Below are 26,238 nucleotides of genomic sequence, written 5' to 3' on the forward strand. Positions count from 1 at the left end.
AACAGGTGCTGTACCGACCGAGAGGAGTGGATGTCGTGGGCGCCCGATCCCGTCCTGCCGCGAAGGCCGTCGATGTCGCGAAGGCCGTTGATGACGAGACGAAGGCGCCGGCCCTGGCATCCAAGCGCCCCACCCGCGCCGACGCCGCTCGCAACTACGACAAGCTGGTCGCGGCGGCACAGGAACTGTTCGCCACCGAGGGCACGGATGTCGCATTGGACAAGGTCGCCGCCGAGGCCGGGGTAGGGGTCGGGACGCTCTATCGTCACTTCCCGAATCGCACCGCGCTGCTCGAGGCGACGTTCCGCAGTTACTCGGCGCAGATCGTCGCCGACGGCTGGCGTCTGCTCGACAGCGAGTCCGCCGTCGTCGCGCTCGAGGGTATGTTCGCGGCCTATATGGCCACGGCGGGTACGAAGCGTGGGATGCGCGAGGCCATCCTGGTCGCGGTCGGCAACGATGCGCCGGTCTTCGAGGAGACCCGCACCAACTCGCGAGAACTGATGACCGCCATCCTCGAGTCCGGTCGACGCAGTGGAGATTTTCGCGACGACGTGGAGCCCGCGGACATCACCCGTCTGATGGGCGGTCTGTCGATGACGTGCGTGGCCGAGGACACCGAGGAGACCCGCCGGAGGCTCATCGGCGTGGTCCTCGACGGTCTGCGGCCGCCGGGTCGGTGATCGGGTCGGCCTGCTGCCCACTGCAGTTCGCTCCACCCGCCACCTGCGCCCCGCCCCCGCCGGTCGCGCCACCCGCCACCTGCGCCCCGCCCCCCGCCGGTCGAGTAGTCGCGAGGAACGAGCGACGTATCGAGACCTGCAGCGCGAGATCTCGATACGCGCTCACTTCGTTCGCGCTACTCGATCGGCGGTGGTGAGGCGCTCACTTCGTTCGGGCTACTCGATCGGCGTTGGTGGGCACGATGAGCAGTGGCGAGTACATGGGCAGGGGTGGGCTACATCGCGTGTGGGTAGACCGTGAGCATGTGGGCTCCGAACCATGCGCTGCCGATGACGATCGGCACCATCGTCGCGATCCCGACGGCGGGGCGCCAGCGGGCGAGAACCATCGCGACTGGAACCAACAGGACAAAGGCCGGCAGGAGAAGTCGGGCGCGGCTCATCATCAACCCGCTCGAGAGCACGATGGACGCGATGACCAGCGCACCGTAGAGCAGCACCGGCCACGGCAGCCTCGACCATGCCGCGATCACCAGCATCGCCATCGTCGAGAGGATGATGAACGCCGAGGCGACCGGCGCGACCTCTCCGGCGTGCACGAGTGCGTCGTTCACGAAATTGAAGGTGGCTCGGCCCCAGTCGAACTCGGTGCCCCAGCCGACGGTCTGGATCGTGAACCAGCCTGTCGGCGATCCCGTATGGGCCCACACGACGGCGAGGTAGCCGAGATATCCGAGCGGACTGATCACCACCGCCGTCCACGCCCGCCAGCCGTCGCGTCGTGCCAGCAATGCCGCCAGCATCACCACTCCGATCAGCACCATCGCCGTGGGCCTGCTGGCACCGGCGAGGCAGGCACAGATGCCGGCGAGCAGCCAGTTCCGCTCCAGGATGCCGATCAGCGCCCAGACGGCCAGGGCGCAGAACAGCGCTTCCGTGTAGGCCATGTTCAGCACCACCGACATCGGCGTCGCGGCAAAGAGGGCGACGAGGAACAGTCCCGTGCGACGGGGATTCGCCGCTCCGATCGGGGACTTGTCGGCCATCGCGCGTGCGCACAGGGCACCGAGGCGGGCAGCCCCCACTGCGGCGATGCAGCCCAGAACCAGATTGACCGTGATCGCGGCTCCATAGGGCGTGATCAGTGGCAACTTCGCCACGGCGCCGACGAGCATCGGATAACCGGGGAAGAAGGCATATGCGGTGTCCGGGGTGTGCAGGCCACGGGCGTCGGTCTGGGTGAACGGCACATCGGTGTATCCGTACTCGGCGATCGCCACCATCCACTTGCCGTCCCAGAGCCACAGCGCATCGCCGAGCGTGGTGTCCCTCAGCTGAGCGAAACGCGCGAGGACCAGGATGCCGACACCTCGGATTGCGAGGAACAACAGGATGGGCTGGAGCCAGGTCCGCACCGGCGCCTGAGGCCGAGGCCTCAGGCGCGACGGACGGTCGTCGGTGCGCTGCCGACCCGATCGCGGACCCGACCGACGGTCGTCCGGCTCGCGACGACCAGCCGGGGTCGTGCCGACGTCGGTTCCAGTGGCCACCTGAGCGATGTTAGGGCGATGCGCCGCCGACGACCACAACACCGTCCGAGTCCGGGTGTCCACCGGACTTTCTGCACGTCCGGCGCTCGCGCCGACGTCGTGTCTGGCCTGCGCGAACGGCGCTCGATTCGGGCACTTACCGCGCCGCCGGTAAGGTGATGCCCGCAAGGAAGGCCCCGAATGCTCAATCGGAGACCGATCCCGAGCAGGGGCGATGCATCCGAACCGATGCATCCGACAATCCCGGAAGGTGGTTCGACGTGGCACTCGTTGTGCAGAAATACGGCGGATCGTCGGTCGCGACGGCCGAGCGCATCCGTCGGGTCGCCGAACGCATCGTCGAGACCAAGAAACAAGGCAACGACGTGGTCGTGGTGGTGTCCGCGATGGGCGACACCACCGACGAATTGCTCGACCTCGCGAACCAGGTGTGCCCCGCGCCGCCGGCGCGGGAGATGGACATGCTGCTGACGTCCGGCGAGCGAATCTCCAACGCGCTGGTCGCCATGGCCATCAGCTCCCTCGGTGCGCAGGCGCAGTCGTTCACCGGCTCGCAGGCCGGTGTGATCACCACCGGCACCCACGGCGCCGCGAAGATCATCGACGTGACGCCGGGTCGAGTCCGCAGCGCCCTCGACGACGGCAAGATCGTCCTGGTCGCCGGATTCCAGGGTGTCTCCCAGGACACCAAGGACGTCACCACGCTCGGCCGCGGTGGCTCCGACACGACCGCCGTCGCGCTCGCCGCGGCGTTGAAGGCCGATGTCTGCGAGATCTACACCGACGTCGACGGCATCTACACCGCCGACCCGCGCATCGTGCCGAACGCGCGACATCTGCAGACCGTCTCCTTCGAGGAGATGCTCGAGATGGCGGCGTGCGGGGCGAAGGTCTTGATGCTGCGTTGTGTGGAATACGCACGGCGTTACAACGTTCCCGTTCACGTGCGCTCGTCGTACTCGACAAAACCCGGCACGATGGTGGCCGGCTCGATGGAGGACATTCCAGTGGAAGAAGCCATTCTCACCGGAGTTGCACACGACCGCAGCGAGGCGAAGGTCACCGTTGTCGGTCTCGACGACAAGCCGGGGTACGCCGCCAAGGTGTTCCGGGCCGTCGCCGAGGCGGACATCAACATCGACATGGTGTTGCAGAACGTCTCCAAGGTGGACACCGGCAAGACCGACATCACCTTCACCCTGCCGCGTGAGCTCGGCCCGACCGCCGTCGAGAAGCTGACCAAGCTGCAGAACGAGATCGGCTTCACCGAGCTCCTCTTCGACGACCACATCGGCAAGGTCTCCCTCGTCGGTGCGGGCATGAAGAGCCACCCCGGCGTGACCGCGACCTTCTGCGAGTCGTTGTCGGACGCGGGCATCAACATCGAACTGATCTCGACCTCGGAGATCCGCATCTCGGTGCTCTGCCGTGACACCGAACTCGACGATGCCGTGCGCGCGCTGCATCAGGCCTTCGACCTCGGCGGCGAAGAAGAAGCGGTCGTCTACGCAGGAACGGGGCGGTAGGCATGGGTATCAGCATCGGAGTTGTCGGCGCGACCGGTCAGGTCGGCGGCGTCATGCGAACCCTGTTGGCGGAGCGCAAGTTCCCGGCCGACGAGGTGCGCTTCTTCGCGTCGTCGCGGTCGGCAGGCAAGAAGCTGCCGTGGGGTGACGGCGAGATCGTCGTCGAGGATGCCGCGACCGCGGACCCGACCGGCCTCGACATCGCGCTGTTCTCCGCCGGCGGCACGATGTCGAAGGAGCAGGCGCCGCGGTTCGCCGCCGCCGGTGTCACCGTCATCGACAACTCGTCGGCCTGGCGCAAGGATCCCGACGTCCCGCTGATCGTCGCGGAGGTCAACGGCGAACTCGCGAAGACCCCGCCGAAGGGCATCATCGCGAACCCGAACTGCACCACGATGGCCGCGATGCCGGTGCTCAAGCCGCTCCATGATGCCGCGGGCCTGCAGCGCCTGGTCGTGTCGTCGTATCAAGCGGTGTCGGGCAGTGGCCTGGCCGGCGTCGAGGAACTCGCGGGGCAGATCCGCGCCGGCGCAGACGATGCCGAGAAGCTGGTGCTCGACGGCGGCGCAGTGTCGTTCCCCGAGCCCGTCAAGTATGTCGCGCCGATCGCCTACAACGTGGTTGCCCTGGCCGGTTCGCTGGTGGACGACGGGTCGGGCGAGACCGACGAGGATCAGAAGCTGCGCAACGAGTCGCGCAAGATCCTCGACATCCCGGGTCTGCTGGTGAGCGGCACCTGCGTGCGCGTGCCGGTGTTCACCGGCCACTCGCTGTCCATCAACGCCGAGTTCGCGAATCCGCTCTCACCGGAACAGGCCAGAAAGATCCTGGGCGGTGCGGCCGGGGTCGAGGTGGTCGACGTGCCGACACCGCTCGACGCCGCGGGCAAGGACGTGTCGCTGGTGGGTCGGATCCGTCAGGACGAGGGTGCACCCGAGGGCCGTGGGCTGGCGCTCTTCGTGTCGGGGGACAACCTTCGAAAGGGCGCTGCGCTCAACACGATCCAGATCGCCGAACTGCTGGTCTGAGATCCACTCGACCGTGCGGACACCCATCACGCCACCCGTGGTCGTGATGGGTGTTTCCGGTTCCGGCAAGTCCACGATCGGTGCGGCGCTCGCCGAGCGGCTGGGCGTGGCGTTCGCCGACGCCGACGATCTGCATCCCCCGTCGAACATCGCCAAGATGGCCGCCGGGCATCCGCTCGGCGACGCGGACCGGTGGCCCTGGCTCGATGAGGTCGGGGCGTGGCTGGCGCGGCATTCCGATGGTGGCGTGATGAGCTGTTCGGCGCTGCGCAGGGGTTATCGGGACCGCTTGCGCGCACACGAGCCGTCGACGTGGTTTCTGCATCTCGCGGGGTCTCCCGAGCTCATCGCACGCCGTCAGGCCGGACGGTCGGGACACTTCATGCCCTCGACCCTGCTGACGTCTCAGTTCGAGACCCTCGAACCGCTGCGCGAAGACGAGGCGGGATCGACCGTCGACGTCGCAAATAATGTGGACGAATTGATCGCGGCGGCCGTGGACGGGCTCGACGACCTGACGAGCTGACACACCTCGGGATATCCCCGCCAAGTTCCACGTGGTGAACTCCGGTCACGAGGACGTGCGTGACAAAGGCGGCCTCGACGACACGATGACATTCCTGAACGGCGTGATGCCGGCCCGCTGACCTGCGATGTCCGAATTCCACCACCTACGATGACCCGGGTCACCTGACCAAGTTACTGTGCGGTAGCTTACCTCTCCATGAGGAGAACGTGGGGGAAACTGTTCGGTCGATCGGCACGTAGATCGAGGTCGACGCAACGCTTGGCGACCATGGTCACCACCGGTCTGGTGGCGGCCGCAGGTATCACGATGGCATCGCCGGCGGCATCGGCGGCCGGTGATTTCTATACGCCGCCGTCGACGTTCGCGTCCCAACCGGGCTCGGTCATCCGCAGTCAGCCCAGTCCGCTGCTCCTGCAGATCCCCGGCGTGAAGAACCAGTGGCCCGGGACCGCCACTCGAGTCATGTACACGTCGAGCTACCAGGACGGGAAGCCGGCGCCGGTCACCGGAACCCTGGTCGAACCGACCGCGGCGTGGCGCGGCAAGGGCGAACGACCGACGATTGTGCTCGGACCGGGGACGGTGGGCCAGGGCGACCAGTGCGCGGGCTCGAAACTCATGAACTTCCCGCTCGCCATCGACCCGGCGAAGCCGAGTATCGCGGTGAACTACACGGCGCCCGAACTCAACCTGTTGCTCATCAACGGTGTGCGGGTGTTCATCACCGACTACATCGGGATGGGTACACCCGGCATCCACACCTACGTCAACCGTCGTGAGTCGGGCGCCGCCATGCTCGACGGCGCGCGTGCCGCACTGCGGCTGTCGAAGGCAGGCGCCGACGCTCCGGTCGGTTTCTCCGGCTACTCCCAGGGCGGTGGCGCGGCCGCGTCGGCGGCGGAGATGGCCGCGACGTACGCACCCGATCTGAACGTGAAGGCTACCTACGCAGGTGCCCCGCCCGCCGACCTCGCCAAGGTGATCGACCGCATCGACGGGACGTTCATCGTCGGCGGGATCGGTTATGCGATCAACGGTCTGACCGCGCGGTACCCGGAGCTGGGGCCGATCCTGGACCGGGAGACCACTCCGGCCGGCAAGCGGGTGCTGTCGCAGGTGGCCACCCAGTGCATCGGTGACACCGGCCTGGCCTTCGGCTTTCAGCGGACCAACCAGTGGACCAGGACCGGCCAGCCGCTGTCGCAGGTGATCGACAGGATTCCGGAGGCGAAGAAGGTGGTGGCCGAACAGCGGATCGGCACCCTGAAGCCCAATGCGCCCGTGCTCCTCGAGGGCGGCATCAACGACGACGTGATCCCTTACGGTCAGGTCGTCGCGCTCGAGCGTGACTGGCGTGCCCAGGGAGCCGATGTGCGGATGGTGACCAACGGCATCCCGCCGATCTTCCCGGGCCTCGTCGTCAACCACGCGCTGCCGATGCTGACCACTCTCCTGCCGGCGACGAACTTCCTGCTGGCCAACTTCGATCGATGACGGGAGTGGACGGCACCACCGAAGTGAGCTGACCGAGAAGCTTCCGACGTCCGCCGAAATGTGGTTTGCTGTCGCGGTGTCGTCGGGGTGTGGAGCGTTGCGCGGTGGTCGGTTTCGGTGGTCGGCGGTTCTTGTCGCGGCCCTGCTGACATGGGGTCTGCTCGGCTCGGCGGCGGATGCCGCGCCGGCTGCGCCATCGCCGTCCACGGGCGTCGGCCCGACCGGCACCTCGCTGATGCACGGAGATCTGTGGTCCACCGACTCGACGCCCTTCCCCGGTCCGGGCCGGGGGGCGCGGCTCGCCGCATCGTCGGTGCCCGGGGGTGCCTGCGCGGCAACGTTCATCGGGCACGACGGCCTGCCGGTGTCACTCTGCACCCAGTTCGTCGGGACAGCGGCTACGAATCGGCCCGCTCGCTCCGCTCCCGGCGCCGGATCGAATCGGCCCGCTCGCTCCGCTCCCGGCGCCGGATCGAATCGGCCCGCTCGCTCCGCTCCCGGCGCCGGACCCCCGAGTGTCGCCGTTCCCACAGTCACCCTGTTCGATCCGGCGACCGCGGCTCCGCTCGCGCGTCTGCAGCTGGCCAAGGGCGGTCTGCTGGGAGGCGTCTACGGCTATCTCGACGACCGTGACCGGGTGGTCGTGGCCGACGGGTCCGGCGCCATCCTCCGTGTCGCGCACCGGAAGACGGCACGCGGGTGGCAGGTCTACGTCGCTGACCGGATCGACGTGGCGAAGCACATCCCGGCGGGGGACGCGATCACCGGCCTGGCTCCCGATTTCTCGGGGCGGGTCTGGTTCGCGACGACCCACGGTGTCGTCGGGACCGTGGACAAGGCACGCAACGTCCGGTCGATGCATCTGCCGCGCGGGGAAGAACTCGGTAACGGGCTCTCCATCCGCGCCGACGGTGCCTCCGTCCTCACGACCCATGCGCTCTACGAGATGCGGGCGAACGCGAACGGTGTCCCGCGAGTGGTGTGGCGCCGCGCGTACGACCGGGGGACCGCCCGCATGCCCGGCCAGCTGACCTGGGGATCCGGCACCACGCCGACCTACTTCGGACCGGGCGGCGACGGCTGGGTCGCGATCGTCGACAACGCCCGGCGCCCACAGCTGATCGTCTACGACAGTGATACCGGCTCGACCGTCTGCCGGATGCCGGCGTTCGACCGTTCCGGCCAGGGCACCGAGAACTCGCCGATGGCCTGGGGTGATTCGCTGGTCATCCCGAGCACCTACGGCTACCAATACCCGCCAATGGCGGTCACCGGACCGAGCGTGCCGGCCAACGCGCCGTTCGTCGGGGGATCGACCCGCATCGACGTGTCCGCGCAGGGCTGCCGCCGGATCTGGGAGAACAACGACCGGATCGCGACGCTGCCCCACCTGTCGCGCGCCGACGGCCTCATCCACGCGCTCGGGTACGGGCCGTACGTGCCGGGCGCCGTTCAGCAGCTCGGACCCGTCGACTACGTGGCCACCGACTTCGCGACCGGACGTCGTGTCCGGACCCTGAAGGTCGGTGACGCGCCCATCGACGAGCCGCTGGAACTGACCGGAACCATCGCCCGCGACGGGACCATGTGGCAGGCGACCCTCGGCCGGATGCTGAAGATCGCTCGATGACCCGGCCGGAGCGCGTCGCGCTGCATGGGACAATCGGCCCATGACCCAACCCGACGACCCTGATCGCATCCCGTCCCAGGCCGAGCTCGACGCGGAGGACCTGGCGGAGATCGAGCGGAGTTCGCGGGACCGCGACCAGGCGAATCTGTACCCGCCCCGTGCCGACGACCCGGGACCCGCGCCGGTGGCGTTGTCGCTGCACGCCCGCGTGGCGTTCTGGGGCGCGGCGGTCGCGGGGCTGGTCAGCGTCGTGTACGGCTTCGTCAATCTGGGACTGATCAGCGACGCGCTGCGGCAACGACTGCTCGACGGTGTGATCGACGACCCGCGCAATGCGAGTCCGCAAGGTCAGGTCGACTCGCTGGCCGGCTTCTTCCCGCCGTTCATGCTGGTCATGATCGTCGTGTTCCTCGCGGTCGAATACGCGCTGCTCGTCGCCGCGGTGCATCACCGCAGCCGCAACTGCCGGAACTTCTTCCTCGCGGCCGTGGTGGTCAACCTGCTGTGCATCCCGATCGGGATCGACCTGTTGTTCCAGTACCCCGAGGTGTGGTCGGCGATGGTGGTGATCTCGTGGATCCAGTTCGCCCTGCTGGTCGTCGCGGCGATCTTCACCGTGCGCCGCAGCGTCAATCAATGGCTCCCCGAATCCACCCGGATGCGTCCGACGAAGATGATGCGAGCGCGGTGATCGTTGCTCGGGCTGCCCGATCAGCGAAACCCGCTCCTGCTGGTCGAGTAGGAGCGAGTTCGCGAGCGAGGTATCGAGACCACCGCCCGATCACCGGAGCGCGAGCAACTCCTTGGTGAACTCCGCCTCGTCGACCCGGGTGCTGCGCCCGTCCTCGACGACGATCTGCCCGTCGACCATCACGGTGTCGACGATCGATCGTGAGCCCGTGGTGAGCAGCGATGCCCCCGGGTCCCGGACGGGCAGGGTCGCGTAGTCGCGGTCGAACCGGATCAAGGTCAGATCCGCCGGCGTCCCGACGCTCACGCCGCCGACCACCGCGGGCAGCCCCAGCGCGACATTTGCGCCTCCGCACGCGATGTCGAGCATCTCGCCGAAGCCCAACAGGTCGGCGCGCTTGTGTACCGCACGTTGGACATAGGACGCGATCCGGAAGGTCTCGAGCATGTCCTGGGTGTCGTTGCTGGCGGCGCCGTCGACACCGAGTCCCACGGCGAGCCCACGGTCGAGCATTGCGGGGATGGGTGCGATGCCACTGCCCAGCCGCATGTTCGACAGCGGGTTGTGCGAGACGGCGACACCACGGTCGGCGAGGATGCCCTGCCCGATGTCGTCGAGCTCGACACAGTGGACGGCGAGCACCCGATCCCACAGGAATCCATTGCTGTCCAGGTACTCGACCGCACCCACCCCGGCGTGCTCGAGGCACATCCGGTCGTCCGTCGGTGTCTCCAGCAGGTGGATCGACACCGGCAGATCCCGCGCCTGTGCGAACTCGCGCAGCGTGATCATCCCGGTCTCGGTCACCGACCGCGGGTTGGGCACGGCGAGCGCGACTGTGATCGGCGCGTCCTTAACCTGTGGACGAAGGTGATCGACGTGTTCGAGGACATCGCCGAGCGGTTGCATCAGGCGCGGCTCGAAGCCCCACTTGCGGGACGCGTCGGCACGATCAGCCACGCCACGGCCCAGTACGGCGCGAATCCCGGTGTCGCGCAACGCCTGGATCACTGCGCCGTGCACCTCGTCGGACGGGTGGGGCCACATGTGTTCGACGACGGTGGTGGTGCCCGACCGCAGCGATTCGAGGCAGGCCGACACCGCGGCGAGGTAGGCGCGCTCGGGCGTGATCGCGACCGATTCCTCACCCACCGCCAGCAGCCACTCGAGGAGGGGGGTGCATTCGGCGATCCCGCGCATCAGCGACTGCTGCAGATGCGTGTGTGTGTTGACGAATCCCGGGATCAGGAAGCCGTTTCCGCTGTCCGCCGGCGCCGGTGTGTCGGTGATCGAGGCGACCACGCCGCCGGCGATGTGGACATCCTGGTGTGTGTGCCACGCGCCGCCCGAGAACACGGTGACGTCGCTGAAGGAGGGGGAGTGGGAGGCGGGGGCGTCGGATGGTGTCATGACGTCGGTCCTACTTCGCGAAGTTGGCCGCGATGCGTTGGGCGATGTAGTCGCCCCCGGTGATGGGCGGGTACTTTCCTGCCGCGCTCTCGATGACCGCGTCGGTGTTCGCCTGCGCGAAGAACGCGATCGAGTAGCGCGGACCGGTGTCCTCGTCTCGGCGCGGTGCGCGCACCCGGTGGAAGTTCGACGGGAGGCGGTCATCCGACCAGCGCATCAGCATGTCGCCGATGTTGCAGGTGATCGCCTCGTCGGACGGTTCCACCGGCGTCCAGGCCTGGCCGTTCGCCTCGGCGCCGGGCAGCACCTGCAGGCCACCCTGGCCTGTCCGCTGGAACAGCAGGGTGAGCGCATCGAAGTCAGTGTGCGCACCCGCGCGCCACGCGTTGTCCGCGCCGAGCAACTCCTCGGGGAAGGCGTAATAATGCAACAAGCGAAGAGTGCTCTGGTAGGTGTCGACACCGGGATCATGTGCGCGGGTGAAGAATTCACTGTCGAATCCGAGCTTGGTTGCGAAACACCCCAGCAGATCCATCGCGAGACGCCAGCATTTGCGCTCGAACTCCAGGATCGTCGTCCGGAATCCCGCGAGTTCGGCGCCGGACGGCCAGAGCCCGTCCATCCGGGGCAGGGTGAGCTGGTAGGACTCCTTCTGGTCGGGCGTGCCGACCGAGGGGCGGACCTGGGAGGTGTGCTCCCACCCGGCGTTCTGGCCCTTCTTCAGCGGGTACTGCGCCTTGACGTCGCCGGGTAGCGCGAAGAACTTGGCCGACATGTCGAACGCGTGCGCCACATCGTCGAGATCGATGCCGTGGTCGACGACCTGGAAGAACCCGATATCTGTTGCTGCGGACCACAGTTCGTCGGTGATCTGGTCGCGTCGGGCATCGAAGTCGGCGAGGCTGATCCGTCGTACCTCGCGGTCGGTGGTCTCGGTGCCGAGGCCGCCCATCGATGCTTCGCGATTGAGTTCGGTCATCCCGTAGGGCTCGCCCGGTCGAGGCGCGGCGGCCTCGGGCCGGTGGTCGCCGGACAGTGTGGTGATGTCGGACATGGGTGTTCTCTCTCGTGTGCGTGAGCTCGCGTGCGCTTTTCGACGCGAAGCCTGAGAGAGGGACATCGCGGACGCGAACAGTGGGAACTCCGGCCCGCTGCTACACACGATCTCGTCCGCCACAGATTAGGGCACGACGGCAGAGGATGCGACTCGACTGTGCTGACCTGAGCGTGGCCGAGGTTAGGTTTCCCTCATTTTCTGGAGTTCATCCAATTTCTGGAACAACTCCAGAAAGGGGCGTACGGTTGAGTCATGTCCGATCGCCACATGCTCCATCGACAGCTCCGAGAGGCCGGTCTGCGCGTCACTGCGCCCCGACTCGCGGTGCTGGAGATCCTGCATGAGCATCCGCATTCGACGGCGGACTTCGTGACCGCGGGCGTTCGCGAGAATCTCGGCGCGGTGTCCACGCAGACCGTCTACGACGTGCTGCGCGCGTGCACGGATCGCGGCCTGCTGCGGCGGATCGAGCCTGCGGGGTCGCCGGTGCGGTATGAGACCCGGACCTCGGACAACCACCACCACCTGATCTGCCGCACGTGCGGAGAGATCACCGACATCGATTGCGTGGTGGGTGACGCGCCGTGCCTGGCCCCGGATCGCGACCACGGATACCGTATCGACGAGGCGGAGGTCATCTTCTGGGGAATGTGCCCCGATTGCCAGAGCGCGGCCGCCCGACCGGTTTCGTGACACCTCGACCACAACCGAATTCATCGATCGCATCGCGGCCCAACCGATGCCGTTCATCCGAAACGATCTCCGCAAGAAGGTCGAAGAAGTTGTCCGACAGGGACTTTGATCGACAAGGGCGATCTACGCGACGAAGCTCACAGATCAACCCGAAATGAACAAAAGCCGAGAACCGCTGAAGTAGAAGACAGTTCACCGAAAAAGTATCGACCCACAGGAGGAGAACACGATGGCAATCGACCCGGTATACACGATTTCGTCCAAGGCGTCCGGCGGAGGCCGCGACGGAGAGGTCGTCTCGGCGACCGGTCAGATCGACCTCGAGTTGCGGCCGCCGAAGGAGATGGGCGGCAGCGGTGACGGCAGCAACCCGGAGGAATTGTTCTCGGCCGGCTACGCGGCATGCTTCCTGGGCGCGCTGCGGGCCACGTCGAAGCAGGCCGGATCGCCGGTTCCGGACGACTCGACGGTCTCCGTAACCATCGGCATCGGCAAGGATCCGGCGGACGGCGGATTCGGGCTCACCGCGACCATCGAGGCCCACATCCCGGGAGTCGACGAGGCCACCGCCCAGAAGCTGGCCGACGGCGCCCACGCCTTCTGCCCGTATTCCAAGGCCACGCGAGGGAACATCGCTCAGACCGTCACCGTCACGGTGTGACCTCGGACGTCAGATGAGCACGGCGAGGGCCGTGCCGCGAAAGGAGTGGTGACATGACCACCAAGACCCCCATCACCAGCACATTGACCGAGGAGCAGCAGTCGGTCACCGGCCGGGCCCTGCAAGACACCGTCGTCGACCTGATCGATCTCTCGCTGATCGCCAAGCAGGCTCACTGGAACGTCGTCGGACGTCAGTTCCGGTCGGTCCATCTCGGACTCGACGAGCTCGTCGCGGTGAGCCGTGAGTTCACCGACGCGGCGGCCGAGCGTGCGACCGCCATCGGGGTCAGCCCCGACGGACGTGCGGAGACGGTGGCGAAGACCGCGCACACCAAGGGCTTCGGCGAGGGCTGGACCCAGGATGCCGATGTGGTGGCCGCCGTTGTCGACAATCTCAAGTCGGTCATCGCCGGGTTGCGCGAGCGGATCGACGCGACGGAGAAGGCCGACCCGGTGACCCAGGACCTGCTGATCGGATTCGCCTCCAAGCTGGAGCAGCTGCACTGGATGTGGCAGGCGCAGGCCGCCTGACCCCACCCGCGCAGTGGCGACCGTCAGCCCCGGTCGTCGCGACCGTCAGCCTCGGTCGCGGACGCGCGTCGTTCGTCCGGGCGTGCACGGAATCCCCGTGCGCGACCGAACGGACGGCGCGCGTTTCGTCGTTTTCGGACCAAAAGTCCGGTGTGACCGGGCGCACTCCGCCGATTCGGTCGCATGTAGCGTGTCAGCGTGGACAGTTGGGGAGCAGTTGTGGGGTTGGGACTACTCGCGGCAGCGGTGAGCGTGATCGCGTTCGTCCGCTATCGAGAACGAGAGACGACCACTCTGCAGCGAGACGTTGCATTGGCCCGCGAAATGCGTGACCTCGCGGGCGGCGACGACGTACGCGTCGCCGCCGTCGATGAGTTCGAGCTGGCCATCTACCAGCGCCTGTTCTATGCGTCGGTGGTCGCGCCGCGTATCCGGAGTGCCGCCTGGGCGCTCCTGGGTGCCGTGTTGGCAGTCACCGCGGCGCTGGCAACCGGGCCCGGTGACGGCCTCCTGTACTCGGTCGTGCACATCGTCGCCATCATCGTCGCGGTCGGCTTCGGGATCGGGGCCGTGGCCTTCGCCGCCTTGGCCGTCTTCCACACCGCGACGACACCGCGGGTGTCGTTTGCCGATTCGTACGCGGGTTCCGCCGAGACGGAGTAATCGCTCTTCAGCGCGCGAAGCGCTTCCGATAGATCGTCGGGGTCACCCCGACCGTGGCGTTGAAATGGTGACGGAGCAGGGTGCCGGAGGCGAAACCGACCGAGCCGGCCACCTCGTCGACGGCCAGATCGGTCGACTCCAACAGGCGCCGCGCGTGGAGTACCCGCTGCTCGGTCAGCCATTTGTGAGGTGAGATGCCCACCTCGTCGACGAATCGCCGGGCGAAGGTGCGCGTCGACATGTGCATCCGGCGCGCCAGTTCGTCGACGGAGATCTCGTGGTCGATGTGCTCGATCATCCACTCCAGCATGGCGGCGAAGCCGTCCGATTCGCATTCCGGCATGGGCGACTCGACGAACTGCCGTTGGCCGCCGTCGCGATGTGGCGGTACCACCATGCGGCGTGCGATCCGGTTGGCCACCTCGGGGCCGAACTCTTCCCGTACGAGATGCAGTGACGCGTCGATGCCGGCGGCGGTGCCGGCGCTCGTGGTGATGGGCCCGTCGTCGACGAACAAGACGTCGGTGTCGACGATCGCCTTCGGGAATGTCTCCGCGAGCTGGGAGCCGAACCGCCAGTGGGTGGTGCAGCGCCTGCCGTCGAGCAGACCTGCGGCGCCTGCCGCGAACGCGCCCGAACACACCGTCAGCACGCGGCCGCCGTTGTCGACCACGCCACGTAGCGTGTCGAGGATCTCGGGCGGGAAGTCGGGGTCGGTGCTGCCTCCGGGGATGGCGACGAGATCTGCATCGAGACAGTCCTCGAGCGTTGCGGGCGGAATCACGTATGCACCGTTCCCGATGCTCAGCGGGACGCCGGGCTCCGGGGATCCCACCACGAACTCGAACGGCGGCACGCCGTCGTCGGTGCGGTCGAGCCCGAACACTTCGTTGACCACGCCGAATTCGAACAAGGAGACCCGTCGATAGAGAAGTACCGCGACCTTGCTCAACATCTCACCATTATGGCAGCAAATTTGTGAACGATGTCATTCAAGCCACTGTTGGCGGGATCTTGACGGAGAAATACTTTCTGTCATGAACGCATTCCTGATGATCTCCCTGCTCGTCGTCATCGTCGCGCCCGCCATCGTCCTCGTGTACCGAGCCGACCGACAGACCTCACACCTGAATCGGGTGCCGTTCGGATTCGGCCCCGACTCCGAACGCATCCACGACGAACTGGTGGTGCTGAACCTCCGACGGCGAGACTGCGCCTGAATCGATCGCGCCTGGGCTCCGGAGCGGCGACCGGCTGAATCCGTGCCACTCGGGCGCATCGAGTGGGAGAATTCTCGTTCGAGGGACGAGGAGGCGCAGATGTCCGCGACGATTCCCGAGTTGGCGACCTGCCCGGACCCTGCCGGCCGGGCCGACCCGGTAGGGATCCTGACCGCGCAGGCGACCTCGCGGGTCGAAGAGCTGGTCCCGGTGCGCAACGCCCGGATGGCGGCGACCCCGTTCACCTTCTATCGCGGCGCCGCTGCCGTGATGACCGCCGATCTCGCCGCAACACCCGATTCGGGGGTCAATGCTCAGCTGTGCGGAGATGCCCACCTGAGCAACTTCGGTCTGTTCTACACGCCCGAGCGCCGGATGATCTTCGATCTCAACGACTTCGACGAGACCAGCCCGGGCCCCTTCGAATGGGATGTGAAACGGCTGGCGGCCAGCTTCGTGGTCGCGGCACGCTACAACGGGTTCGACGCGAAGACCAGCCGGGCGATCGCCCGCGAGGTGGCCAAGTCGTACCGGAGATGGATCGTGGCCAGTGCCGACCAGTCGACCATGGACTGCTGGTATGCGCGGATCGACGCCGACGAGATGCTGGCGACGGTGGGTTCGACGCTTGACACGTCCACGGCGGCCCGCACCGTCAAAGGCCTCCGAAAGGCCCGCCACCGCAACAGCCTGCAGGCGGTGGGCAAGCTGTGCGTCACCGACGACGAGGGCAACCTCCGGATCCGGAGCGACCCACCACTCCTGGTACCCATTGACGAACTCTTCCCGGATCACCATGCCGACGTCGTCGCCGAACGGATCGCGGTGCGCATCGATGGATATCGGTCGATGCTGCCGGACTACGTCCGAGCACTGTTCGATCAGTTCACCGTTGTCGACAGCGCGCGCAAGGTGGTCGGCGTCGGGAGTGTGGGCACCCGTTCCTGGATCGTGCTGATGCGTGGACCGCAGGGCGATCCGCTCTTCCTGCAACTCAAAGAGGCGCAGCGGTCGGTGATCATGGATCATGTTCCGGTGCAGCCCTATCCGAACCAGGGTCAACGAGTGGTCGAGGGACAGCGACTGTTGCAGGCGGCGAGCGATCTGTTCCTCGGGTGGACTTCGGGATTGGACGAGAACGACGAGAGACGCGATCTCTATGTGCGTCAGCTGCGCGATGGCAAGGGATCGGTGGTCATCGAGGCATTGACGCCCGACGAGATGAATCTCTATGCGCGGCTGTGCGGCCGTGTCCTGGCGCAGGCACACGCGCGTACGGTGGACCGACTGGCGATCGTCGACTTTCTCCGGAGTGGCAAGGGATTCGCCTCCGCCATCTCCGATTTCGCGGCGGCGTACGCGGAGCTCAACGACACAGATCACGCGTCGCTCGTCGCCGCGATCGAGCGTGGCGATGTGCCGTCGAACGAGCTGCGCTGAGCCCCGGAGGGTGAACGTGGTACGACCTGACGGCACACGCCGGGCGAACGGCCCACCAAATCCACGAGACGTCCGATCGACTCGGGCAAGATGATGGGTGGGGGTACGCAGAAGGGTGTGTGGTGGAGCGTATGTCGGCCAGTGCCGCGGACGTGCCGATCGACGTGCACGGGGCCGAGGCAGGTCCGTTCGTCACGGAGCGCCCACGGATCGCGGGACTCCTCGATCAGGCGATCGCGCCGACCTCCGAGCGGGCCACTGATTCCCGACGCGGGCCGATCATCCTCGTCAGCGCCCCGGCGAATACCGGCAAGACCTCGGCGGTAGGTGCCTGGGTCCGCACACTTCGGGATGTGCTGACCATCGAGATCGCCGTCTCGCCCGCCGAATCAATGGAACGTATCTGGCGACGGTGCCACGAGCGACTCGAGGCGACGGATACCCGGCCTGCACAGATCGCGGGACAATTGTCGTCTGCGGGACCGTCGACGGACTTCGCCGATACGGCGCGACGACTCGAGCAGCGGCTGGCGCGGTCGGATCGGCCGGTCGTCCTGATCGTCGACGACGTCGACCGATTGACCGATCCCGTCGGAGTGCACAGCCTCGACACCTTCCTCGCCGTGTTGCCGGCCCATGTCGCGGTCGTGCTGATCGCGCGACACGATCCCCCGCTTTCGTGGCATCGGTACGCCCGCGAAGCGCGTTTCACGCGGATGGGCGAAGATGTTCTGTCGTTGACGGTGGCCGAGATACGCGATGTGATGCTCCGTCAGCACACCGAGCTGACCGACGGCGCGGCCGAGCGCCTCCTGTTCCTGACCGGCGGATGGGCGGCCCTGGTCAGGGTCGCGGCGAATCATCTCGCCGGGAGATCGGACGTCGCCGGCGCGCTGGATCAACTCGAGCGCTCCCCACGGCCGGTGTCGGACTACCTGGTGGGCGATCTGATCACCGCGCTGCCGGCAGATCTGTTCGACTTCGTCTCCGCGACCGCGGTCCTGCCGGAGTTCGAGGTGGAGCTCGCCGACGCGATCTGCTCGGTCGACGCGGCTCGTGCGCTCCGCGGCCTGGTCGACCACAACTTCCCCGTCGTCGCGGGCGGACTCACCTCCGGTATCAGGTCGTACACCTACCCGGGTATCGTCCGCGCGTATCTGCGAGGGGAATTGCGGACCCGAGAGCCTGCGGCACGGGAACAGATCATCACAACTGCGATCGCCTGGTCCGTGCGGAACCGGCGAAACCACGGCGCACTCCGGCTCGCGCTCGATCTCGCCGATGGCGGTGTGCTCGAGACGACCCTCCTCGAGTGCGGACTGCCGATGGCGATCGACGGCGACCTGAATCATCTTCTCGCGCTGCTGGACTCCGCCCACACCGTGCTCGCGGGCAGCCCTGTGTCACCGCTGCTGCACGCGCTGATCGCTTGTGACACCGGTGATCCCGATGGTGCGAGCACCCATCTCGACCATGCCGTGGCACTTGCGCCGGCGCTCGATGATCCCCACCCGGGGGACGATGCGATGACCCATCTGTACCGGGCACTGCTGGTGCAGGTGTCCGCCCGCATCCGGGGCCGCGATGTGGTGGGACTCATCCCCGCTCTCGACGACCCGCCGTCTCGTGCCCCGGACGATCTCGTCATCGTCGGACTGATCGCGGCCGGCATCGGATGTCGTGCAGTGGGAGAGCATGATTCCGCCGAGCGGCGCCTTCGGCGAGCGCTCGCTCTGGCCGAAGGTGCCGCGCGGCCGCCGCTGCGCGTCCGGGTCGGTACCGAATTGGCGCGCCTCGCCTGGTGTCGGGGCGACGCGCTGTCGATGAGATCCCTTGCTGTCAGCGCGATGTCACTGGCACGTACTCGCGCCATCGGGGTACACGACATCGCCCGGTGTGCGGCGACGGTGGCGATGGCCGACTACCTTCTCGGCGACCGTGACGATGTCGCAGGCGCCGCTGATCTGTCGTTCATCGGGCAGCCGCACCAGCCCGGCGCGGTGGTGGTGGTCGATGCCCTGACGGAGCTGAGCGAACTCATCGCCACCTTCGATCGCACTGCCGAGCGTTATGTGTCGGCGGACCGCGCACGCCGAATCCTCGCGGTCATGGCGGCCGACGACCCGGCCCCGGTGCCGACCTGCGTGCTGCTGATGAGCGTGACCCACATGTGCCTGGCGGTGGGTCGGCCGGACAGGGTCACCGAGCTGATCGCGATCGCGGATCGTTCCCACGGACCTCGCCCCGAGGCTGCGGTCGCGTCTGCCGCGGTCCAGGTCTTTCATGGTCGCTGGGAGTCGGCGCACCGCACGCTGGCCCCGGTCCTGTGTGATGCGGAACGTCTGCATCCCCACACCGCGTCGTCGGCGTGGTCGCTCGAGGCGGCGGTGGCGTGCGAATTGGGCGAGACCCGCGCCGTTCACCTGGCCCTGAGTGCGGCTCTCGGCGTCGCGGATCGGACCGGTGTGGTGGCTCCGCTCCTCGAGGCGGGCGCTGCGGTGACGGACGCTCTGGCGCGTGACATCGGGACCTTCGGGCATCTCGACGGTCTCGCGGACCGGGTGCTGTTGCTGGCGACCACCTCTGACCGGGTCGACCATGCCCGCCTCACCCCTTCCGAGATGCGGGTGCTGAGTATGCTCCCGTCGGCCAAGACGGCCGGCGAGATCGCCGAGCTCCTGTCCGTGTCGGTGAACACGGTGAAGACACACATGCGGGGTGTGTACCGGAAGCTGGGTGTCGGGTCACGACGCGACGCGGTGAGTGTGGCCCGCTCGACCGGGCTGATCTGACCCGCGCGGGCCGGGGGATCAGCGAACGCGAAACTCCAGCAGAACCAGTCCCAGGGTGTCGATTCTGGCCATCACTCCCCGGACGGCCGCGGTGTCGGTGAGCGCGCCGGTGAGTCGGGTGGTGGTGTGTCGGTGATCGATGTCGGCGGTCAGCTCCGGAAAACATGCAATCGCGCGGTCTGACAACGTCCCGTCGACGACGAACTCGTATTCCTCTGCGCTCACGTCCACCTGCCGCATGGTCCGGGGTCCGCTTCCCCCTGCCGATGGTCCTCCACCGGCCGTCGTCGGGGCATCATCCGTGAGGGGTGAGGTGCGGGTGGATTCTCGTCGCCGGCGTCGTGAGGCATGCAGATCGTGGCCAAATCATATGCAACACAACGACAGTGACCGACCATGCCATTCTTCGAAGAGGCACGCACGGGACTCGGGAGCGGTGCCTGGACAATTCACCCGCGGCGGGTGAGGTGCGGAGACGGTGCAGGTGCGACTGTCGGAATGCTGAGCTCTCTCAACGAATCGTCGCCGGCGGCGGTTCTCGGTGTAGGAGTGTGCTGGATGGGCGAGCATTCCGCAGAAGACGATTCTGCGACCAAGGGGCGAGCCGGGACGATTGCCACCCCGCGGCCGGTCAACTACATCACCTGGACTGCCCTCGCGCTGATGACGGTGTCGTCGGTCGCGAGTCTGCGGCCGGCGCCGACCATGGCGGTGTATGGGCTGGCCTGTGTGTTCCTCTACGTGCTGCCCGCCATCCTGTTCCTGATCCCGACGTCACTGGTGTCGGCGGAGCTGGCGTCCGGGTGGTCCGGTGGCGTCTATCGCTGGGTCACCGAGGGGATCTCGCCCAACATGGGCTTCGCCGCGGCCTGGCATCAGTTCGCGATGACGATCTTCTACTATCCGACGTTGCTGTCCTTCGTCGCGAGCACGCTGGCCTACGTGATCGATCCGGACCTCGCGTCGAACGGGGTGTTCACGGCTGTCGTGATCATCGTCGTCTACTGGTCGGGCGTGCTGCTGGCCCTGCGTGGCGGGATCGGCGTGATCGCCAAACTCGCGTCGAGCGGTGTCCTGATCGGCACGCTCATCCCGGGCGCCCTGCTGGTCCTGCTCGGCATCATCTACCTGCTCCAGGGCAACCCCTCGGCGGCGCCGATGACCGGTGGCCATCTGCTCCCGGCGTGGACCGGTATCGCCAGTGTCGTGCTGATCGTCAGCAACTTCGGCGCGTACTCGGGCATGGAGATGAATGCCGTGCACGTCAACGAGCTGAAGGAGCCGGCGAAACAGTTCCCGCGCGCGATGTTCGTGGCGGTGGCCCTCGTCCTGGTGATCCTGATCCTGCCGCCCCTGGCGATCTCGTGGGTCGTGCCCTCGGACCAGATCAGTCTCACGGCCGGGGTGATGCAGGCCATCGAGGTGGTGTTCGCACACTTCGGCCTGCAATGGCTGGTACCTCTCATCGGTCTTGCCATCGTGATCGCGTCCCTGGCCGGATTCATGACCTGGTTGTCCGGTCCGTCGCGGAGTCTCCTGCTCGTCGCGAGGGACGGCGGGTATCTGCCGCCCTATCTGCAGAAGACCAACAAAGCCGGTGTGCAACAGAACATCCTGGTCGTCCAGGGGTGGGTGACCACCGTGCTCGCGCTGTTGTTCGCGCTCGTGCCCGCGGTGTCGAATGCCTACTGGATCTTCATGACCATCACCACGTCGGTCTATCTGCTCGTGTACCTGTGGTTGTTCATCGCCGCATATCGACTGCGCAAGATCGCTCCCGATCACCCGCGCGGGTACCGCGCTCCGGCTCTCCCCCTGCTGTGCGCGGTCGGGTTCCTCTCGTCGATCGCGGCGATCGCGATCAGCTTCGTGCCGCCCTCACAGTTCGGCAGTGGCAGTCCGTGGGTGTTCGTCGCGATCGTCGGCGGCGGCATCCTGCTCCTGGGCCTCATCATCCCGGCCGCGCTCATCGCATTCCGGAAACCCAGTTGGCATCTCCCGGTCGAGACCGAGGGGGAGAAGGCATGAGCCCCAAAGCGATCTATTGGACCGTAGGCGCGGTCCTGGCGGTGCTGCTGGTCGTGATGCTGGTCAGCTTCGACTACGACCGCAACAGTCCTGAGGCGCGTGCCAAGGCAGCCAGTCTGATCTCTGCCTATGAGGCGAATGGTCTGGCGACACCGTTCTCGGTGGATCAGGTCGCCCAGGTTCTCGGCGACGACGGCGGCACGGTGTGCGCCGCCGCCGGGAGCGAGGCGCAGCTCGGGCAACTGAAGACTCAGATCGGAGTGGGCGGCGAGTTCTATGTCCGGCCGATAATCCTGAAGGAGAACGTGTTCGAAGGGTTTCGGCTGATAGTCCAGGTCTACTGCCCGGAGAACATCTCGACCGTGCGGGACTTCATCGCTGATCAGCGCTACGCACAATGATCCACGCGGAATCCGCTGGTGTGGGTTCTCGCCGCTGGATCTCGCTGGCGGCGACCTGTACCGCGGCCGGGCTCGTGTGGCTGGCGTTCGCCGACTTCGGTGTGGCCACGCCGACGATCGCCGACGAGATGCACGCGGATCTCTCCGGATTGCAGTGGGCGAACAATGCCTTCAGCCTGGTGGCCGGTGCCCTGGTCATCGCGGCCGGCAAGTTCGGGGACATGTTCGGTCAGCGGAGGGTGCTGCAGATCGGCATCGCCGTGTTCGGGGTGTTCTCCATCGTCGCGGCACTGGCGCCCGGGGTCACCACTCTGATCGCCGGTCGCGGACTGATGGGAATCGGTGCGGCCCTGATCCTTCCGGCCACTCTCGCATTGATCCCGATGCAGTTCTCGGGGCGTACGCAACTGACCGCCTTCGGGGTGTGGCAGGCGGTCGCATGGGGTGGCCAGGCGCTGGCGCCCACCGTCGGTGGACTCATCACGGACGGTCCGGGCTGGCGGTGGATGTTCTGGATCAACGTGCCGCTGGCGATCATCGCGTTGCTGGTGATCCGCTGGGCCACACCCGAGGCGAGCGACGAGAAAGCGAATCGTTCGGTGGACTGGGTGGGTCTCGGCGCCATCGGGCTCGCGGTTTTCGCGTTGCTCTACGCCCTGACCGATGGTCCGACGGCCGGCTGGGACAGCCCGGTGGTGATCGGATTGTTCATCGCCGCCGTGGTTCTCGCCGTTGCCTGGGTGCTGATCGAACGCACGGTGGCGTCCCCACTCGTCGACCTCTCGCTCTTCCGTCTCCGGCCCTACGACGGTGCCCTCGTCGCCAACCTCATGATGAATCTCGGTTATGCGGGACTCAGTTACGTGCTCGTTCTCTGGCTGCAGAACGCCCGCGGATACAGCGCGGTCGAGGCGGGTCTGCTCCTGCTGCTGGCGACCTTCGGCATCTTCGCGCTCATCCCGATCGGTGGCCGGCTCGACGCACGTGTGGGCGGCCGCCTCCCCGTGCTCGTCGGATTGGTGGTGCTGGCCGCGGGGACGGCTGTTCTCGGTCCGCTGCAACCCGATTCGTCCCTGTGGCTGGTGGTGATCGCGTTGATCGTCATCGGCGCCGGTCTCGGCCTCCTGTCCACGCCGGTGTCGAACACGGCCGTCGGCGGTGTGTCCGAACGCCTCTCGGGAACAGCCGCAGGCGTCTTCAAGATGTCGAGTATGGTCGGCGGTGCGGTCGGGGTGGCCTTGCTGACCGCGATCACGCACGGGCTGACGATCGCCGACTCCCACGAGGCGGTGCAGGAATCGGGACTCAGCTCTGGCGAGGTCGATCAGGCGCATGCCGCGCTCGTCAACTCGTCCTCATACACGGACGCGTTGGCGACACTGCCGGCCGAACTGCAACAGAAGGTCACCGCTGCCGTCGTCGATGCCTTCACCCACGGTCTGGCCGTGACGACGGTTGCCACCGCGGTACTGATCGCGGCGGCGACGCTGGTGGTCTGGTGGGTGTGGCCGCGTCAGGATGCCGGGACGGCAGACGGAACCGGCGAGTCATGAGAACCTGGAAACAACAGTCGAGATCGAGGGACAGCGATGAGTGACGAAGCCTTGCGCGAACGAATCCGTGGTCTGATGCCGCAGGCTCAGGCAGATCTCACCGAGATGGTGGGATTCCGCTCCGTCCATGATCCGGCGCAGTCGCCGCCCGAAGAGTGCGACAAGATGGTCGACTGGCTGCAGGAGACCTTCACATCACTCGGCTTGTCCGATGTGGCGGCGCACGAGACATCGGACGGGAGCAAGGCGGTCACCGGCAGCCTCGCCGGGCCCGATGACGCGCCGACCGTGCTGCTGTATTTCCACCACGACGTGCAGCCCCCGCTGGACGATGCGGCATGGGATTCGCCAGTCTGGTCGCTCACCGAGCGGGGCGGTCGCTGGTACGGCCGCGGGGCAGCGGACTGCAAGGGCAACATCGCGACCCACCTGACCGCTTTGCGCGCACTGGACGGCGACATCCCGGTGAACATCAAGATCATCGGCGAGGGCTCCGAGGAGCAGGGCACCGGCGGTCTCGAGGATTTTGTGCCGAAGAACCCCGAACTGCTGAGGGCAGACGCGATCCTGGTGTGCGATGCCGGCAACTTCGCGGTGGGGCGACCGAGCCTCACCACGAGCCTCCGAGGTATCGCGAACATCGTCGTCAGCGTCGAAACCCTCGCGTCGGCAATGCATTCCGGAATGTTTGGTGGTGCGGCGCCGGATGCGTTGGCGGCGCTTATCTCGATGCTCGCAAGCCTCCGGGATGCTGACGGCAACACCACCGTGGCCGGCCTGAGATCAGATGCGGTCTGGGAGGGCGTCGACTATCCGGCAGACGCGTTCCGGCGAGACGCCACCGTGCTCGACGGCGTGGACCTCGTCGGCTCGGGACGAGTGTCGGACATGGTCTGGGCGCGCCCGGCCGCGACCGTGCTGGGCATCGATTGCCCGCCGGTCGTCGGGTCGTCGGCGGCCATTCAGGCAAAGGCCCGCGCCCGCATCAACCTCCGTGTGCCGCCGGGGATGAACGCACGCGAGGCGCAAGATGCGCTCATCGCACACCTCGGGGATGCGGCCCCGTGGCACGTGAAGGTGTCGTTCGAGCGGGAGTCCGAGGGTTCGCCATTCACCGGATCCACCTCGGGAGCCGGTTTCGACACGATGGTCGATGCGATGACGACCGCCTACGGCACCGACGTCCTGCTGCAAGGGCAGGGTGGCTCGATCCCGTTGTGCAATGTGTTCGCCCAGACGTTCCCGGACGCGGAGATCATGCTCCTCGGCGTCGAGGAGCCGCTCTGCCTCATCCATGCACCCAACGAGAGTGTGGATCCCACCGAGATCGAGAACATGGCGGCGGTGGAGGCGATGTTCCTGCGGGAGTACCCCACCCGCCTCAGCCGGAGTTGAATCTGGGCCACCAGAAGGTCTTTCAGCTGGGGACGGCTCGCGGCGACCAGGGTGAACACGGCTTCGCGTGCCGGGCGCTCGGGGTGGCTGCCGCGAAGCAGCCGGCGTCCGCCCTCGGCGGCCACCAGCGCGGCCGAGGCGTCCAGGGCGAGCGTGGCGGCTTCCGCCCTGGCTGAGATCAGCCCGGCCGCATCGGTAATGCCGTCGTCGAGCCGCGTCCGCACGATGCTGCTGCGCTCGCGCAGGGCGCGGGCGGCATCGGTGTGGCTGGAGACGTCGAGCAGTGCTGCGCATCGTCGGAGCAGCCCCAGCGGAAGTGTGCCGTTGATCCGGACGCCGATGTTCTGCGACGCGAAGAAGACGTCGAGATCGACCCGGCTCACCACCCGGTAGTCGGGAATCACGAGACCGTCGAGTTTCAGTGACACCGTTCGGGTCCCGTCGGCCGCGCCCAGATGCAACGGAAGTGACGGTGACGGCCGACGGTGCCGGCTCGATCGGCAGGATCGCGGCGATCACCTCGTCGGTGGCCACGTCGCGTGCGGAGATCTGCAACAGATCGACGATGCCCCAACCGCTCACAAACGGCGCGTACCCGTCGAAGCGCCACCCGCCGTCGACGCGGGTGGCCCGCATCCGAGGCGGTGTGGGTACCACGCCGGCGTATGCGACCCCGGCGCGTAGCCGTCCAGAGACGGTGGCCTCGAAGAGTTCATCGCGCAGCGCCCCGTTCGTGGTGGCGGCCAGGGTGATGACCACGCCGTGATGCTGCAACCAGGTGAACGCAGTGGTGAGACAGCCGCTGGCCATCACCTCCATCACCTCGATGAGCTGTGCGAATTCAAGGCCGGGCCCGCCGGACTTCTCGGGTGCCGCGATCCCGAACAGCCCGGCGTCGGCGATCGCGGGCCAATGCCCGGCCGGGATCACGCCGGTGTGGTCCACCTCCGCCGCTGCCGGGAAGAGGAGCTCGTCGGCGAGACGGTAGGCGTTCTCGACCAGCCGGGTGCGCCCATCCCGCTCGTCGAATAACCGTGAACAAAGCGCGTGTACCCATCCGCTGGTCGAGTAGCCGCGAACAAAGCGCGTGTACCCATCCTGCTGGTTGAGTAGCCCGCGAGGAACGAGCGTGCGTATCGAAACCAAGCCTCCACAAACGCTTGTCAGCCGATCTTGTCGGTGCCCCCCGATATGGTTGTTTCCAGTTGATGGTGATGCGGGCTTTTCGTTTCCTATGACGGGCAGATGTTGTTGGTGTCCT

General features: G+C 67.0%; 23 protein-coding genes and 1 pseudogene. 18 read left to right on the top strand and 6 right to left on the bottom strand.

What is annotated here, in order from left to right:
* Positions 1-35: 35 nt before the first annotated feature.
* Positions 36-683, top strand: a complete 648-nt coding sequence (locus tag ACLQ3I_RS06390) for a TetR/AcrR family transcriptional regulator (RefSeq protein WP_425794689.1) — start codon at positions 36-38, stop codon at positions 681-683.
* Between the two features lie 275 nt (positions 684-958).
* Here the strand turns inward: ACLQ3I_RS06390 and ACLQ3I_RS06395 are convergent, their stop codons facing one another.
* Positions 959-2,233: a hypothetical protein gene (locus ACLQ3I_RS06395; RefSeq protein WP_425800646.1), complete on the bottom strand. Its 1,275-nt coding sequence runs from the start codon at positions 2,231-2,233 to the stop codon at positions 959-961.
* A 260-nt stretch (positions 2,234-2,493) separates the two neighbouring features.
* Here ACLQ3I_RS06395 and ACLQ3I_RS06400 point away from each other — a divergent pair, with 260 nt between their 5' ends.
* From ACLQ3I_RS06400 to ACLQ3I_RS06425, 6 genes are all read left to right on the top strand, one after another.
* The gene (locus tag ACLQ3I_RS06400; protein WP_425794687.1) at positions 2,494-3,759 is read left to right on the top strand and encodes an aspartate kinase; all 1,266 of its coding nucleotides are present in this window, start codon (positions 2,494-2,496) and stop codon (positions 3,757-3,759) included.
* Positions 3,760-3,761: 2 nt separating this feature from the next.
* On the top strand, positions 3,762-4,787 hold the full coding sequence (locus tag ACLQ3I_RS06405; protein ID WP_425800648.1) for an aspartate-semialdehyde dehydrogenase: 1,026 nt from the start codon (positions 3,762-3,764) through the stop codon (positions 4,785-4,787).
* A gap of 25 nt (positions 4,788-4,812) precedes the next feature.
* Positions 4,813-5,313, top strand: a complete 501-nt coding sequence (locus ACLQ3I_RS06410) for a gluconokinase (RefSeq protein WP_425800750.1) — start codon at positions 4,813-4,815, stop codon at positions 5,311-5,313.
* Positions 5,314-5,511: 198 nt separating this feature from the next.
* A complete protein-coding gene (locus tag ACLQ3I_RS06415) occupies positions 5,512-6,810 on the top strand; it encodes a lipase family protein (RefSeq protein ID WP_425800650.1) in 1,299 nt (432 codons plus the stop codon).
* 58 nt (positions 6,811-6,868) lie between these two features.
* The gene (locus ACLQ3I_RS06420; RefSeq protein ID WP_425800652.1) at positions 6,869-8,440 is read left to right on the top strand and encodes a hypothetical protein; all 1,572 of its coding nucleotides are present in this window, start codon (positions 6,869-6,871) and stop codon (positions 8,438-8,440) included.
* A gap of 40 nt (positions 8,441-8,480) precedes the next feature.
* Positions 8,481-9,131 carry a hypothetical protein gene (locus ACLQ3I_RS06425; RefSeq protein WP_425800654.1) on the top strand — a complete coding sequence of 217 codons (651 nt, stop codon included), beginning with the start codon at positions 8,481-8,483 and terminating at the stop codon, positions 9,129-9,131.
* Positions 9,132-9,221: 90 nt separating this feature from the next.
* On the opposite strand, the gene ACLQ3I_RS06430 is transcribed toward ACLQ3I_RS06425, so the two are convergent.
* Together ACLQ3I_RS06430 and ACLQ3I_RS06435 are read right to left on the bottom strand one after the other, a co-directional pair.
* Entirely contained in the window at positions 9,222-10,541 is a 1,320-nt protein-coding gene (locus ACLQ3I_RS06430) for an amidohydrolase family protein (protein WP_425800656.1), read from the bottom strand.
* Positions 10,542-10,551: 10 nt separating this feature from the next.
* Positions 10,552-11,520, bottom strand: coding sequence for an isopenicillin N synthase family dioxygenase (locus ACLQ3I_RS06435; RefSeq protein ID WP_425800752.1), 969 nt, complete (start codon positions 11,518-11,520; stop codon positions 10,552-10,554).
* 330 nt (positions 11,521-11,850) lie between these two features.
* Between ACLQ3I_RS06435 and ACLQ3I_RS06440 the strand changes: the two genes are divergently transcribed.
* The 4 genes from ACLQ3I_RS06440 (at position 11,851) to ACLQ3I_RS06455 (ending at position 14,148) form a co-directional block, all read left to right on the top strand.
* The gene (locus ACLQ3I_RS06440) at positions 11,851-12,291 is read left to right on the top strand and encodes a Fur family transcriptional regulator (RefSeq protein ID WP_425794677.1); all 441 of its coding nucleotides are present in this window, start codon (positions 11,851-11,853) and stop codon (positions 12,289-12,291) included.
* Positions 12,292-12,520: 229 nt separating this feature from the next.
* The gene (locus ACLQ3I_RS06445) at positions 12,521-12,952 is read left to right on the top strand and encodes an organic hydroperoxide resistance protein (RefSeq protein ID WP_267630760.1); all 432 of its coding nucleotides are present in this window, start codon (positions 12,521-12,523) and stop codon (positions 12,950-12,952) included.
* Between the two features lie 53 nt (positions 12,953-13,005).
* On the top strand, positions 13,006-13,485 hold the full coding sequence (locus ACLQ3I_RS06450) for a Dps family protein (protein ID WP_425800658.1): 480 nt from the start codon (positions 13,006-13,008) through the stop codon (positions 13,483-13,485).
* A gap of 198 nt (positions 13,486-13,683) precedes the next feature.
* The gene (locus ACLQ3I_RS06455) at positions 13,684-14,148 is read left to right on the top strand and encodes a hypothetical protein (protein ID WP_425794675.1); all 465 of its coding nucleotides are present in this window, start codon (positions 13,684-13,686) and stop codon (positions 14,146-14,148) included.
* A gap of 7 nt (positions 14,149-14,155) precedes the next feature.
* Here ACLQ3I_RS06455 and ACLQ3I_RS06460 read toward each other — a convergent pair whose 3' ends face one another.
* The gene (locus tag ACLQ3I_RS06460; protein ID WP_425794674.1) at positions 14,156-15,103 is read right to left on the bottom strand and encodes a GlxA family transcriptional regulator; all 948 of its coding nucleotides are present in this window, start codon (positions 15,101-15,103) and stop codon (positions 14,156-14,158) included.
* Positions 15,104-15,185: 82 nt separating this feature from the next.
* On the opposite strand from ACLQ3I_RS06460, the gene ACLQ3I_RS06465 reads away from it, so the two are divergent.
* The 3 genes from ACLQ3I_RS06465 (at position 15,186) to ACLQ3I_RS06475 (ending at position 19,600) form a co-directional block, all read left to right on the top strand.
* Positions 15,186-15,368 carry a hypothetical protein gene (locus tag ACLQ3I_RS06465; protein WP_425800660.1) on the top strand — a complete coding sequence of 61 codons (183 nt, stop codon included), beginning with the start codon at positions 15,186-15,188 and terminating at the stop codon, positions 15,366-15,368.
* 99 nt (positions 15,369-15,467) lie between these two features.
* Positions 15,468-16,808: a DUF2252 domain-containing protein gene (locus ACLQ3I_RS06470; protein WP_425800662.1), complete on the top strand. Its 1,341-nt coding sequence runs from the start codon at positions 15,468-15,470 to the stop codon at positions 16,806-16,808.
* Between the two features lie 131 nt (positions 16,809-16,939).
* Entirely contained in the window at positions 16,940-19,600 is a 2,661-nt protein-coding gene (locus tag ACLQ3I_RS06475) for a LuxR C-terminal-related transcriptional regulator (protein WP_425800664.1), read from the top strand.
* Positions 19,601-19,618: 18 nt separating this feature from the next.
* Here ACLQ3I_RS06475 and ACLQ3I_RS06480 read toward each other — a convergent pair whose 3' ends face one another.
* Positions 19,619-19,825: a hypothetical protein gene (locus tag ACLQ3I_RS06480; protein WP_190267370.1), complete on the bottom strand. Its 207-nt coding sequence runs from the start codon at positions 19,823-19,825 to the stop codon at positions 19,619-19,621.
* A 333-nt stretch (positions 19,826-20,158) separates the two neighbouring features.
* On the opposite strand from ACLQ3I_RS06480, the gene ACLQ3I_RS06485 reads away from it, so the two are divergent.
* The 4 genes from ACLQ3I_RS06485 to ACLQ3I_RS06500 are packed head-to-tail and all read left to right on the top strand — an operon-like array spanning position 20,159 to position 24,977.
* Complete coding sequence (locus tag ACLQ3I_RS06485; protein ID WP_425800666.1) at positions 20,159-21,628, top strand: APC family permease; 1,470 nt, start codon at positions 20,159-20,161, stop codon at positions 21,626-21,628.
* Complete coding sequence (locus ACLQ3I_RS06490; protein ID WP_425800668.1) at positions 21,625-22,029, top strand: hypothetical protein; 405 nt, start codon at positions 21,625-21,627, stop codon at positions 22,027-22,029. The genes ACLQ3I_RS06485 and ACLQ3I_RS06490 overlap by 4 nt, the downstream gene beginning before the upstream one ends.
* Positions 22,030-22,049: 20 nt before the next feature.
* Positions 22,050-23,582: an MFS transporter gene (locus ACLQ3I_RS06495; protein ID WP_425800670.1), complete on the top strand. Its 1,533-nt coding sequence runs from the start codon at positions 22,050-22,052 to the stop codon at positions 23,580-23,582.
* 36 nt (positions 23,583-23,618) lie between these two features.
* Entirely contained in the window at positions 23,619-24,977 is a 1,359-nt protein-coding gene (locus tag ACLQ3I_RS06500; protein WP_425800672.1) for a dipeptidase, read from the top strand.
* An 8-nt stretch (positions 24,978-24,985) separates the two neighbouring features.
* On the opposite strand, the pseudogene ACLQ3I_RS06505 reads toward ACLQ3I_RS06500, so the two are convergent.
* A pseudogene (locus tag ACLQ3I_RS06505) lies at positions 24,986-25,979 on the bottom strand (acyl-CoA dehydrogenase family protein); the annotation flags it as partial.
* Between the last annotated feature and the right edge of the window lie 259 nt (positions 25,980-26,238).

Source organism: Gordonia sp. DT101 (genome assembly GCF_049844895.1).
In the GTDB taxonomy this organism is placed as follows: domain Bacteria; phylum Actinomycetota; class Actinomycetes; order Mycobacteriales; family Mycobacteriaceae; genus Gordonia.

What these genes read in the sequence shown, in the direction of transcription:
- ACLQ3I_RS06465 (WP_425800660.1), top strand. Translation starts at nt 15,186, where the DNA reads ATGAACGCATTCCTGATGATCTCCCTGCTCGTCGTCATCGTCGCGCCC.
- ACLQ3I_RS06500 (WP_425800672.1), top strand. Translation starts at nt 23,619, where the DNA reads ATGAGTGACGAAGCCTTGCGCGAACGAATCCGTGGTCTGATGCCGCAG.
- ACLQ3I_RS06420 (WP_425800652.1), top strand. Translation starts at nt 6,869, where the DNA reads ATGTGGTTTGCTGTCGCGGTGTCGTCGGGGTGTGGAGCGTTGCGCGGT.
- ACLQ3I_RS06445 (WP_267630760.1), top strand. Translation starts at nt 12,521, where the DNA reads ATGGCAATCGACCCGGTATACACGATTTCGTCCAAGGCGTCCGGCGGA.
- ACLQ3I_RS06435 (WP_425800752.1), bottom strand. Translation starts at nt 11,520, where the DNA reads ATGACCGAACTCAATCGCGAAGCATCGATGGGCGGCCTCGGCACCGAG.
- ACLQ3I_RS06440 (WP_425794677.1), top strand. Translation starts at nt 11,851, where the DNA reads ATGTCCGATCGCCACATGCTCCATCGACAGCTCCGAGAGGCCGGTCTG.
- ACLQ3I_RS06460 (WP_425794674.1), bottom strand. Translation starts at nt 15,103, where the DNA reads ATGTTGAGCAAGGTCGCGGTACTTCTCTATCGACGGGTCTCCTTGTTC.
- ACLQ3I_RS06485 (WP_425800666.1), top strand. Translation starts at nt 20,159, where the DNA reads ATGGGCGAGCATTCCGCAGAAGACGATTCTGCGACCAAGGGGCGAGCC.
- ACLQ3I_RS06430 (WP_425800656.1), bottom strand. Translation starts at nt 10,541, where the DNA reads ATGACACCATCCGACGCCCCCGCCTCCCACTCCCCCTCCTTCAGCGAC.
- ACLQ3I_RS06490 (WP_425800668.1), top strand. Translation starts at nt 21,625, where the DNA reads ATGAGCCCCAAAGCGATCTATTGGACCGTAGGCGCGGTCCTGGCGGTG.
- ACLQ3I_RS06475 (WP_425800664.1), top strand. Translation starts at nt 16,940, where the DNA reads ATGTCGGCCAGTGCCGCGGACGTGCCGATCGACGTGCACGGGGCCGAG.
- ACLQ3I_RS06415 (WP_425800650.1), top strand. Translation starts at nt 5,512, where the DNA reads ATGAGGAGAACGTGGGGGAAACTGTTCGGTCGATCGGCACGTAGATCG.
- ACLQ3I_RS06470 (WP_425800662.1), top strand. Translation starts at nt 15,468, where the DNA reads ATGTCCGCGACGATTCCCGAGTTGGCGACCTGCCCGGACCCTGCCGGC.
- ACLQ3I_RS06450 (WP_425800658.1), top strand. Translation starts at nt 13,006, where the DNA reads ATGACCACCAAGACCCCCATCACCAGCACATTGACCGAGGAGCAGCAG.
- ACLQ3I_RS06405 (WP_425800648.1), top strand. Translation starts at nt 3,762, where the DNA reads ATGGGTATCAGCATCGGAGTTGTCGGCGCGACCGGTCAGGTCGGCGGC.
- ACLQ3I_RS06425 (WP_425800654.1), top strand. Translation starts at nt 8,481, where the DNA reads ATGACCCAACCCGACGACCCTGATCGCATCCCGTCCCAGGCCGAGCTC.